12 protein-coding genes are annotated in these 10796 nt (G+C 67.0%); 8 read left to right on the top strand and 4 right to left on the bottom strand.

Going from position 1 to position 10796, the window contains the following annotated elements; translation table 11 throughout:
• Positions 1 to 650 (top strand): septation protein SepH (gene sepH / locus GOOTI_RS12375; RefSeq protein ID WP_007238934.1); only part of this gene is annotated, 650 nt, incomplete at its 5' end.
• 12 nt (positions 651 to 662) lie between these two features.
• Positions 663 to 1883 carry a DUF6928 family protein gene (locus GOOTI_RS27265; protein ID WP_007238933.1) on the top strand — a complete coding sequence of 407 codons (1221 nt, stop codon included), beginning with the start codon at positions 663 to 665 and terminating at the stop codon, positions 1881 to 1883.
• Between the two features lie 33 nt (positions 1884 to 1916).
• Here GOOTI_RS27265 and GOOTI_RS12365 read toward each other — a convergent pair whose 3' ends face one another.
• Together GOOTI_RS12365 and GOOTI_RS12360 are read right to left on the bottom strand one after the other, a co-directional pair.
• On the bottom strand, positions 1917 to 2267 hold the full coding sequence (locus GOOTI_RS12365) for a DUF2537 domain-containing protein (RefSeq protein WP_007238932.1): 351 nt from the start codon (positions 2265 to 2267) through the stop codon (positions 1917 to 1919).
• Positions 2264 to 3136, bottom strand: a complete 873-nt coding sequence (locus tag GOOTI_RS12360) for a TrmH family RNA methyltransferase (RefSeq protein ID WP_007238931.1) — start codon at positions 3134 to 3136, stop codon at positions 2264 to 2266. Before GOOTI_RS12360 ends, GOOTI_RS12365 begins: the two co-directional genes overlap by 4 nt.
• Positions 3137 to 3279: 143 nt before the next feature.
• Here GOOTI_RS12360 and GOOTI_RS12355 point away from each other — a divergent pair, with 143 nt between their 5' ends.
• Complete coding sequence (locus GOOTI_RS12355) at positions 3280 to 4521, top strand: GNAT family N-acetyltransferase (protein WP_007238930.1); 1242 nt, start codon at positions 3280 to 3282, stop codon at positions 4519 to 4521.
• Positions 4522 to 4543: 22 nt separating this feature from the next.
• On the opposite strand, the gene GOOTI_RS12350 is transcribed toward GOOTI_RS12355, so the two are convergent.
• Together GOOTI_RS12350 and GOOTI_RS12345 are read right to left on the bottom strand one after the other, a co-directional pair.
• Positions 4544 to 4987 carry a MarR family winged helix-turn-helix transcriptional regulator gene (locus tag GOOTI_RS12350; RefSeq protein WP_039994037.1) on the bottom strand — a complete coding sequence of 148 codons (444 nt, stop codon included), beginning with the start codon at positions 4985 to 4987 and terminating at the stop codon, positions 4544 to 4546.
• A gap of 164 nt (positions 4988 to 5151) precedes the next feature.
• Positions 5152 to 6714 carry an NCS2 family permease gene (locus tag GOOTI_RS12345; protein ID WP_007238928.1) on the bottom strand — a complete coding sequence of 521 codons (1563 nt, stop codon included), beginning with the start codon at positions 6712 to 6714 and terminating at the stop codon, positions 5152 to 5154.
• 24 nt (positions 6715 to 6738) lie between these two features.
• On the opposite strand from GOOTI_RS12345, the gene GOOTI_RS12340 reads away from it, so the two are divergent.
• From GOOTI_RS12340 to GOOTI_RS12320, 5 genes are all read left to right on the top strand, one after another.
• Complete coding sequence (locus tag GOOTI_RS12340; RefSeq protein ID WP_007238927.1) at positions 6739 to 6987, top strand: DUF2530 domain-containing protein; 249 nt, start codon at positions 6739 to 6741, stop codon at positions 6985 to 6987.
• Between the two features lie 62 nt (positions 6988 to 7049).
• The gene (locus tag GOOTI_RS12335) at positions 7050 to 8003 is read left to right on the top strand and encodes an esterase/lipase family protein (protein ID WP_039994040.1); all 954 of its coding nucleotides are present in this window, start codon (positions 7050 to 7052) and stop codon (positions 8001 to 8003) included.
• A 142-nt stretch (positions 8004 to 8145) separates the two neighbouring features.
• Positions 8146 to 8952: an enoyl-CoA hydratase-related protein gene (locus GOOTI_RS12330; protein WP_005174289.1), complete on the top strand. Its 807-nt coding sequence runs from the start codon at positions 8146 to 8148 to the stop codon at positions 8950 to 8952.
• Between the two features lie 40 nt (positions 8953 to 8992).
• Positions 8993 to 9742 carry an SDR family NAD(P)-dependent oxidoreductase gene (locus GOOTI_RS12325; RefSeq protein WP_007238925.1) on the top strand — a complete coding sequence of 250 codons (750 nt, stop codon included), beginning with the start codon at positions 8993 to 8995 and terminating at the stop codon, positions 9740 to 9742.
• 11 nt (positions 9743 to 9753) lie between these two features.
• Positions 9754 to 10796 (top strand): class I adenylate-forming enzyme family protein (locus tag GOOTI_RS12320; protein ID WP_039994038.1); only part of this gene is annotated, 1043 nt, incomplete at its 3' end.

The raw sequence follows: 10796 nt of genomic DNA, 5'->3' as shown, positions 1-10796 counted from the left end.
GCCACGACGGGCCGTCGACCGAGACGCTCGGCGACACCGTCACCGAGGGGCTCGCCGCTTACGGCCAGAATCCCTCCGACGCCACCTGGGACGCATGGAAGGGCGACGACGGCCACTGGGTGGTGCAGGTCAACTGGCAGGTCGGCCACACCGAACACCACGCACACTGGCGTTTCATGCCGGGCTCGCACGGCGGCACCGCCGATCCGCTCGACGACCTCGCCGAGGAGCTCATCCACCCGGAAACCATCGAACCGCGACGTCGACTCATCCCGGTCAGTACTCCCGTCATGACGTCGGCCGACGACGACCACGAAGAGGTCACCTTCGACGCCGACGCGTTGATCGGCGCTCAGCGCTCGCGACACGTCGAGGTGCGGGTGGAGCACGATACGTACACGCTCGACTTCGGGCTCGACGACGAGGCCGCGCAGGAGCCGATCGTCGTCGACGAGGCCCGGGAGCCGCACGACGACCGCGGCGCGCCTGCACCCCCCGAGCAGTCGACCGGGCAAGCTAGCGACGACTCCGATTCCTCGACGTCGAACGTCGACAAGACCGCAGAGCATCGTCGACGCAAGTCGCGCAAGCCCGCGGTGCCCGCATGGGAAGACGTGCTGCTCGGCGTGCGCAGCAACGGGAACAGCTGAGCACCGGCCTCCATGTCCGCACGCGCAGTCACCCTGTGGTTCATCGACACCGACGCCCCTGTTGACGTCCTCCGGTCCGGTGTCACCAACGACGTCGACGCCGCCAAGAAGATCTCCTCGGCGATCTACGGCGACAGCGTTCTCGTCCCGTCCGTCGACACCAATCTCGCCACCGCCATGGACTCCGACGACTCGCAGGTCTTCGCGGGCTCCTACGGTCCACTGACGGTGGTGTCGTGCTCACTGTTCGCGACGTCGAAGCCGTCCACCCTGACACGCACCGTGGAGACCATCCGCACCGCGGCGTCGATCCCCGACAGTGCGGCAGCAGTGCTGCTCTACACCGAACCCGACTCGGCGACAGGTGTTTTCGCACGATGGGAAGGCGGCACGCTGCGCCGGTCCTTCGCCGCAGACCCCGTCAGCATCATCGAGGACGAGGGGTTGCCGTACCCGTTCGAGAAGCCGTTCTGGGCGGGCGAACATCCGCTGCGCTATGCGCCGGGCGTCGCACCCGACCCGCTGGCGTTACCTTTCCATCCGCAGCAACTCGCCGAGCAGGGCAACCGCGAGTGGCTGGGATTCCGGTTCACCCGACCGCTGGCGCCCAGTGATCTGGAACCGCTCTCGATCCCCGTCACCGGTTTCGCCATCAGGCCGGCCGATTACGAACCGACCGACGCCGACGCCGAGCGTTATCGCGAGGCCAGTGCCACAGCTGCTGCTGCCACCGCCGCCGCCACCGCTGCAGCGGCGAACGCCCGGGAACAGCTGCAGCCGCCCGTCGCGCAGGCCGTGGTCGACGACCCGAGACCTGCGCTCGGAGACGACGCGGGCGAACCGGAACGGGCGCCGGAGCAGAGCCGGCCGTCGGACGTCGTGGCGCCACCTCAGGGTGACCAACCGGACGAACCCCCGTCGTCGTCACTTCCCGTCGACACCCCCGCGGTTCCCGTGGACACCCCGGCGGTCGGCATACCTGTCGCCGAACCGATCGACGCCCACGCCGACGACTACTCTTCCGACCCGGCCACCCAGCGGCCACCCGAGACCACCCTGAGGGACGAAGCAACGGTAAGGGAAGCGGTGACCGAGCCCGTGCCGCCGATCGCAGACGACAACGTCGGTGACGTCGATGAGGAATCGGTCGAGAGCGAATACGTCGAGACCGACCAGTCCGAGGGGTGGACGCGCCGGGTCGCACGGTACTTCGGGTTCGGCACCGGCACCTGAACCCTCGACTCGGGGTGCCGGTCACGCGCGGACTCAGGGATTGAGCACCGCGAGCGCGACCGACGACCCGACTCCGGCGAGGAACCCGATCAGCGCACCCCAGACGATCCATCGCCACACCGGCCGGTCACGCAGCGCCCACAGCGTCCAGCCGAGCCCGCCCGCGACGAGCACGGCGACGACGACCCCGATCCACCGGGACCCAGACGTCCACGGCGTGATGTCGGCGACGAGCGCCCAGAGGCCCACGAGCAGCAGCGAACAGTAGACGGCGCAGGCCGCCGCCACCAGGAGACCTGTGGCCCATGGCGTCGGCTCGCCTGTGGTCCCGACTGAATAGTCAGGGCTCCCGAGGTACTCGTCGTCGTATTCGGCGAAGCTCACCCGGTAATCGTGCCCGATCGGACGCGCTCGTAAAAGGCGATCGCCGCGGCGGTGGCCACGTTGAGTGAATCGGTGCCCCGGCTCATCGGAATGCGCGCGGCAATGTGCGAGCCGCGGATCGCGGCCTCGCTGAGTCCCGGTCCCTCGGCACCGACCAACACAGCCACCTTGTCGGCGGATACCGCGTCGGCCAGCGGGACCGCGGACTCTCGGGGGGTGAGTGCCACCGTCGTGAAACCGTGTTCTGCGAGAAGGTCGAGCGCGCCGCGCCAGTCGTCGAACCGTGCGTGCGGCACGAGGAGTGCGTGCCCCATCGACACCCGGACGCAACGGCGATACAGCGGATCCGCACAGCCGGAGCCGAACAGCACGGCGTCGACCCCGAGGCCTGCCGCATTGCGGAAGATGCTGCCGATGTTCTCGTGGTCGTTGACGCCCTCGAGCACTGCGATGGTTCGCGCGGTGGCGAGCACGTCGTCGACCTGCAGTCCGACCGGTCTGCGCGCGACGCCGAGAACTCCCCTGTTCAGGTGGAACCCGACGATCTGGGCCATCACATCGGCCGACGCGCGGTAGAACGGCACACCGGACAGGCCGGGGGCACGCAGATCGTCGGCGAGCTCGGTCAGGCGTTTGTCGACGCCGAGGAAGGCGTGCGGCGCGAACCGGGAGGCGATCATCCGTTGCGCCACGAGAACGCCCTCGGCGATCACGAGCCCTTTTCCGGGCCGGCCGCCCGGCAGGGTGGGAAGGTCGGGCCGACGGTCGACGGAGTTGAGGTCGCGGAAGTCGTCGACACGCGGGTCGTCGGCATCGTCGATGTCGATGACGTCGACCGACAGCGGGCGGGCGGACACGGGCTCGGGCACGCGGTCCAGTCTGCCTGCCGCGAGGTGCGAGGATCGACACGGGTGCTCGTGTGGGCGCGACCGGCGAGCACAGACCGACTCGACCCAGCGAACAACCTCATACCCAGGAGACACGGCATCGGGCGATGTGACACGGTTGTGAGGTGACCGAATCCGACACCCGCACCACCACACTCGAACTGACGCGAGGCACAGACGCCGACTGGGACGAGATCATCACCACAGATGCCCGGGCGTTCGCGATGAGGAACCCGATCTCCGACGACGAGCGCGCGGATCTCCGTGGCAAGGTTGCCGATTCCGACGTCGTACTCGTTCGCGACTCCTGGCACGACACCCATCCGCTCGTCGGGGTGTCGATGTTCTATCGGATGCAGATGACCGTTCCGGGAGGCACGCAGGTGCCCGCGGCAGGACTGTCGTGGGTGTCGGTCGCCTCGACGCACCGACGTCGCGGCATCCTGCGGCGGATGATCACCGAGTTGTTCACCCAATGGGAGGACGAGGGATTCGCGTTCGCGATCCTCACCGCCTCGGAGGGAACCATATACGAGCGGTTCGGTTTCGGTCCGGCGTGCTTCGCCGAGAGCGTGGAAATCACGCCGGGACAACCGACCCTGCGCGCGGCCGCCCCCGATCATCCCGAGGTCTATTTCGCCACGCCGGAGCAGGTCGCCGCTGCGATTCCCGACATCCACGCGCGGTGGGCGCGCACGCGTCCCGGCGCACTCGCACGAACCCCGCAGTGGTGGGCGCCCATCCTGGCCGACCGCCGATCCGAACGGCCTCCGGCCGCCAGTGGTCTGCACTACCTGCTGCACCCGGACGGATACGCCAGCTACCGGATCCACAAGAGTTCGGCCGGCCAGGTGCGCGGCGAGGTGGAGGAACTGTTCGCCGTCACCGACGCCGCGCACACCGAACTGTGGCGGGTGCTGACCGGACTCGACCTGGTGCCCTCGTTGACCGCGTCGATTCCGGTCGACGACCCGCTGCGCGCCAAACTCACCGATCTGCGGGCCGCTCCGGTCACCGGACGCGCCGACAAGATGTGGGTGTCGATTCTCGACGTTCCCGCAGCGCTCGCCGCGCGCCAGTACTCGGCCGACCTCGACATGGTTCTCGAGGTCACCGACGGTTACCGCCAGCGCGCTGGAGTGTACGACGTCTCGATCCGTGGTGGCGGCGCCATCATCGCACCGTCGACATCGAAACCTACTGTGCGCATGGATGTTTCAGTTCTTTCGAGCCTGTTCCTCGGCGGCGTGGCACCTTCGCTCTTCGCACACGCCGATCGCCTGTGGACGGACTCCGAGCAGACACTGCGTGCGCTGACGCAGGCTTTCGCGGTCGAGAAGGCACCGTTCTCCGGGACGTTCTTCTGACCGCGAGGCGTCAGCGATCGACTCAGGTCGGCTCGTCGGTCTCGCTGATCAGTTTCGCGAGTACCGGAATGGCCTGCCGCAGGGTGGCGCGCTCGTCGTCGGTGAGCGCGTCGATCTGATCGGACAACCATGCACGACGTGCGGCGTGCTCGGCGACGATCACGTCCTCGCCGGCGGGTGCGAGCGTGACGATCGCCTGGCGCCCGTCGGTCGGGTGCGGGGCCCTCTCGATCATTCCGAGATCCGAGAGCGAGGCCAGTACCCGGGTCATCGACGGCGGCTTCACGCGTTCGGCTGCAGCAAGGGCACCCGGCGTCATGGCTCCCTCGATGTGCAGCGTCGACAGGGCCGACAATTGGGTCAGAGAAACAAGCTGATTCTGTCGACGAAGACGCAATCGACGAGCAAGGCGCACGATCGCCAGCGCCAGGGCCCCCGACAACCCGTCGTCATTCGGTGTACTCACGACGACAACAGTAGTTCGCCCGACCACATTTGCCGATGTCGACAGACGTTTTGGTACCCGAACAGACGACAATCACACCCCCGCCGAATGTTACTCGGCGGTAAGGCATTTCCTTACTGCGCGGTCAGATCCGGGCCCGACGGACATCGTCAGAGGCCTGGACGTCAACCGATGAGGTTCGAGATGGGTTCACGCGCGAAGTAGAGGGCGAAGACGATCGCGATCCCCCACATCAGCGGATGCACCTTGCGCGCCTTGCCCGACGCGGCCGCCATCACGACCCAGCTGATGAATCCGACGCCGATACCGTTGGCGATCGAGTAGGTGAAGGGCATGGTGACGATCGTGAGGAACACAGGGAGTGCGTACTCGAACCTGGTGAAGTCGATCCGCGTGACCTGACCCATCATCAGCGCACCGACGATGACCAGAGCGGGCGCGACGGCCTCGGACGGGATCACCTCGTAGAGCGGCGTCAGGAACATCGCGACGATGAAGAGCCCACCGGTCACGATGTTGGCCAGTCCCGTCCGCGCGCCTTCGGCGATGCCAGACGCCGATTCGACGAAGACCGTGTTCGACGACGACGACGCCACACCACCGGCGATCGCGCCGGTTCCCTCGACGACGAGCGCCTTGCCGACGCCGGGCAGGTTGCCCTTGTCGTCGGCCAGACCGGCCTCACGGCCGAGTCCTGTCATCGTGCCCATGGCGTCGAAGAAATTCGACAGGACGAGTGCGAACACCAGGACACACGCGGCGAGCACGCCGATACGGGTGAAGGCGCCGAACAGGTCGACATTGCCGACCAGACTCAGGTCGGGCAACCCTCCGGCGGAGTCGGGGATCTTGGGCACCGACAGCGACCAGCCGCCCTGCTTCTGCGCGCCGGATCCCAGATGCAGCGTCGACTCGAGAATGATCGAGATGATCGTGGTGATGATGATGCCCAGGAGCAGACCACCCGGCACCTTCATCACCATCAGGACGCCCATCAACAGGACGCCGATCACGAAGATCAGGGTGGGCACCGTTGTGATCGAGTTGCCGAAGCCCAGTTGTACGGGCGTGGTGGTGTTCGCGGCGTCGGGGATGCGGCGCACGAACCCGGCGTCGACGAAGCCGATGAACGCCACGAAGCAGCCGATGCCCGCCGCGATCGCCGCTTTCAGTTCTGCGGGGACGGCGTTGAACACCGCGGTCCGGAATCCGGTGATCGCCAGGATGACGATGATGATGCCGTCGACGACCACGAGCCCCATGGCCTCCGGCCAGGTGACCTCCGGGACGATGGTCACCGCCAGCAGGCTGTTGATCCCCAAACCCGTGGCGATCGCGAACGGATAGTTGGCGACGAGGCCGAAGATGATCGTCATGACACCCGCGACCAGCGCGGTGACCGCGGCGACCTGTGCGATGGGCAGCACGTTGCCGAGGACGTCGGCGTTCTTGGACTCGCCCGGGATCCCGCCGATGATGATGGGGTTCAGCACCACGATGTAGGCCATGGTGAAGAAGGTGACGAGGCCGCCGCGGACCTCGCGGCTCAGCGTCGAGCCGCGTTCACTGATCTTGAAGTAGCGGTCGACAGCACCCAACCGCCCCGTCGACTGGGCGCTTGCGGGCGTCGACTGGGCGCTTGCGGGCGTCGACTGGGCGCTTGTGGGCGTCGACTGGGCGTCGGTATTCGATGGCTGTGGCGGCTCACTCGAGGGATCGCTTGGCACAAGGGGGAAGTTACCCTGTCCTGCGTGGCCGATGAACCCGAGATCCCCCAACTGCCGCCCGCACTCCGCGCTCCCGAGCCGGTGATCGTCGTCGGCATGGTCGCGTGGCTCGTCGCGACGATTGTCGTGTGGGCGACCGGCTGGGGCGGCGGCCGCACTCTGGCGGTGTGCTTCGTGGGTCTGGCGGTCGGGGTACTGGGCACGGGGGTGTTCCTCATCCAGCGCGCCGCGTCACGGCGCGGCGACCGTACCGCCCAGCGCGGGCTGGACTAGCAGGCGGACAGGTTCGTCGCAAACCCCGCGCATCGACCAAGCAGTTGCTAGGTTCGGTGTTCATGCGAATTCGGGGATTCTCTCTGGTGGCCGCGGTCGCCGCGGTGCTCGCGGCGATCGTGGGAACGACGACAGCGGGAACCGCGTCGGCAACCCCGATTCCGGTCACGTTCAACTTCTTCTCGGGCATACCCGGGGAGTTGGCACACCACGGCGGCTCACTCCCGGGTTCCAACGACTTCTCCTGTCGTCCGACGCCGAAGCATCCCTACCCCGTCGTGCTGGCACACGGTACCGGCGGGTCGCAGCAAACCAATTGGGGCGCATACGTTCCGCTACTGAAGAACGAGGGCTACTGCGTCTTCGCGCTCACCTACGGCGCACTCGACGATCTGCCGTGGCCCGGTCCCGCGGTGGGCGGCATGGGGCTGATCGAAGACAGCGCAGCACAATTCGGGCGATTCGTCGACAAGGTACTCGCCGCGACAGGCGCGTCGAAGGTCGACGTCGTCGGACACTCGCAGGGCACCGTGGTGCCCGCCTACTACGCGAAAGTCCTCGGCGGGCGCGGCAAGATCGACAAGCAGGTGTCCATCGCACCCGCCTGGCGTGGGTCGAAAGTCGCCGGCGCCGACCAGCTGCTACCGACGGTCCGTCGGCTCGGGATCTCCGCGGCGCAGACCCCGATCTGCCAGGGGTGTGCCGAATTGGACCCCACATCCGAGGTCATGCGCATCATCGCGGCGGGCGGGTACTACTACCCCGAGATCACCTACACCAACATCGCGACCCGCTACGACGAAGCCGTCGTCCCGTACACACTCGGCCTGCCGCCGGGCGGGCACAACGTGCACAACATCGTCGTTCAGGACGGATGTCCGGCAGATCTCACCGAGCATGCGGGCATCGCGGGCTCGCGGCGCGCGGCGTTCTTCGTGCTCAACGCGCTCGATCCCACGCATCCACGGCCGGTGCCGTGCGACCGCGCGGCGCCGTTCAGCGGGAGCGCGTACTGACGCGCACCCCACGGGTCAGCTAGCAGCAACAGCCACCGAACAGAGGTGTGACCCTTGACACGCCCACGGGAGTGAATGTACGTTCATTCACTATGAAGTTCCGGTCACCGATCGGCAGAGTTCACCGCGAAGGAGCACCGACATGAGCCAGAGCACCGCAGCCTACGAGGACATCGAGTACGTCGTCGAAGGTCCGACCGCGATCATCACGATGAATCGGCCGCAGCGCTACAACGCATTTCGCGCCAAGACGGTCGAGGAGATGATCAACGCCTTCCGCCGCGCATGGGCCGACCGCAACGTGCAGGCCGTCATCCTCACCGGTGCGGGCGAGAAGGCGTTCTGCACCGGAGGCGACGTCAAGCAGCGTGCCGAGACCGGCGACTACGGACCGTCGGAGTCGGGCATGTTCGAGATCGGCAACCTGCACAAAGTCATCCGCGACATCCCCAAGCCGGTCATCGCAGCGGTCAACGGCCTGGCGATCGGCGGCGGTCACGTGCTGCACGTGCTCTGCGACCTGACCATCGCGGCAGACACCGCACGCTTCGGGCAGTCCGGCCCCAAGGTCGGATCATTCGACGCCGGGTTCGGCTCCGCATATCTCGCGCGCGTCGTCGGCGAGAAACGGGCCCGCGAGATCTGGTACCTCTGCCGTCAGTACGACGCCGCGACCGCCGAGCGCTGGGGCCTGGTCAACTGGGTGGTCCCCGCAGCAGACCTGCTCGACGAGGCCAAGAAGGTCGCAGCCGAGATCGCCGAGAAGTCCCCGACCACCCTCCGGTTCCTGAAGCAGAGCTTCAACGCCGACTCCGACCACCAGGCCGGGCTGTCCAACCTCGCGATGAGCGCACTCGACCTCTTCACCCACTCCCCGGAAGGGCTCGAAGGCGCACAGGCCTTCGCCGAGAAGCGCGCACCCGACTTCAACAAGTACGTCGGCGCCTGACGCCGTAAGCCACCGCGACAACCACCAGGAGCCACACACAATGAGCACCAACAACATCGCCGTCGTCACCGGCGCCGGTTCGGGCATCGGCAAAGCCATCACCCTCGCATTCGCCGAACAGGGCACCACCGTCGTCGCCGCCGACCTCGACCTTGACGCCGCCAAGCGCACCGCGGAGCAGAACTCCGCGATCGTGCCGATGGCCGTCGACGTGGCCGACCGCACCGCGGTCGACGCACTTCGCGACGCCGTCACCGCCGAGGTCGGCGTACCGGACATCCTCGTCAACGCGGCCGGTTGGGACCGCACCGACCAATTCCTCAATGCCAGTACCGAATTCGCGGAGAAGGTCGTCGCGATCAACTACCTCGGCCCGGTCCACATGGCGAGTGCGTTCCTGCCCGGGATGGTCGAAGCGTCGACATCCGATGGCTGGCAGGGTGGTCGCGTGATCAATCTGGCGTCGGACGCCGGACGGGTCGGCAGCGCGGGCGAATCGATCTACGCCGGCGCCAAGGGAGGGGTGATCGCACTCAGCAAGTCGTTGGCCCGCGAGATGGCGCGCTACCAGATCACCGTCAACGCCGTGTGCCCCGGCCCCACGGACACGCCACTGTTCCAAGCCCAGCCCGACAAGCTCAAAGAGGCTCTCGTGAAAGCGATTCCGTTCCGACGCCTCGCCCGTCCCGACGAGGTCGCCGCGCCGGTCCTGTTCTTCGCCTCGCCCGCGGCGTCGTTCATCACCGGACAGGTGATCAGCGTCAGCGGCGGACTCACGATGGCCGGATGACGGAGATCACGATGAGCACCACCGACTTCACTGCCGAAGCGCCCTATGTCTACGACGCTCACCAGTACCGTGCCTTTTTCGAGAACGAGTTCACCTACCTCAACGGCTTCCGCCGCAACGTGTCCCGCTACGCCGGGGCCACGGCGCTGATCGATCCGACCACCGACACCGAGTGGACCTACGCGGAGTTGGGTGCGGCGGTGGATTCGCTGGCCGCCGGTCTCGCCGCGCTCGGCGTCGCCGACGGCGACGTCGTCGGATACCAGTTGTTCAACGGCGTCGAGTTCGCGCAGCTGTATCTCGCGACGCAGGCAGCCAATGCGGTCGGGTCTCCGGTGAACTTCCGGTTGGCCGCGGGCGAAACGGCGGTCATCCTCGACGTCAGCCGACCCAAGGTGTACGTCTACGACACCGAACTCACCGACACCGTGACCGCAGCGATCGAGCGTGCCGACCACACTCCGGAGGTCCTGATCGGCGTGGGCACAGGCGAACTCGTCGGGCTAGGAGACTCCGGACCGAGGTCGATCCGGTTCGCCGACCTCCCCGTCGACGGACCACCACCGCGAGCGACACGCGGGGTGTTCAACGAGACCACCCGCCTCTACACCTCGGGCACCACCGGCATGCCTAAAGCAGTTCCGATGAACAGTGCCATCGAGATCTTCTCGGCGCACGACGTCATCATGGCGTTCCCGCTCTCTCCGGAAGACCGCACGCTCAACATGACGCCGTGGTTCCATCGCGGCGGACTCTACTGCGCGGGGCCCAATCCCACGTTCTATCTCGGCTCGTCCTTGGTCCCGATGCGCACCTTCGACCCGGCGACCACCCTCGACTGGGTCGAACGCTACCGGTTGACCTTCCTCATCGGAGCGCCGACAAATCTCGCCATGCTCGCAGCAGAACAGCAACGGCAGCCGCGAGATCTCTCCAGCCTCAACGGCATCGTCACCATGGGCGCCCCGCTCGAACGCGACGCCGCCCTGCTCTATCAGAAGGTGCTCACCCTGCGGATCTTCAACGGCTACGGCAGCACCGAGGGATTCTGGAA

Source organism: Gordonia otitidis NBRC 100426 (genome assembly GCF_000248075.1).
Classification (GTDB): domain Bacteria; phylum Actinomycetota; class Actinomycetes; order Mycobacteriales; family Mycobacteriaceae; genus Gordonia; species Gordonia otitidis.
The sequence above is the reverse complement of the archived record's forward strand: the minus strand, read 5'-3'. Positions and strand labels throughout refer to the sequence as shown.

Bases quoted from the DNA above. Each gene is read 5' to 3' on its own strand.
- GOOTI_RS27265 (WP_007238933.1), top strand. From the start codon at position 663: ATGTCCGCACGCGCAGTCACCCTGTGGTTCATCGACACCGACGCCCCT.
- GOOTI_RS12325 (WP_007238925.1), top strand. From the start codon at position 8,993: ATGAGCACCAACAACATCGCCGTCGTCACCGGCGCCGGTTCGGGCATC.
- GOOTI_RS12330 (WP_005174289.1), top strand. From the start codon at position 8,146: ATGAGCCAGAGCACCGCAGCCTACGAGGACATCGAGTACGTCGTCGAA.
- GOOTI_RS12335 (WP_039994040.1), top strand. From the start codon at position 7,050: ATGCGAATTCGGGGATTCTCTCTGGTGGCCGCGGTCGCCGCGGTGCTC.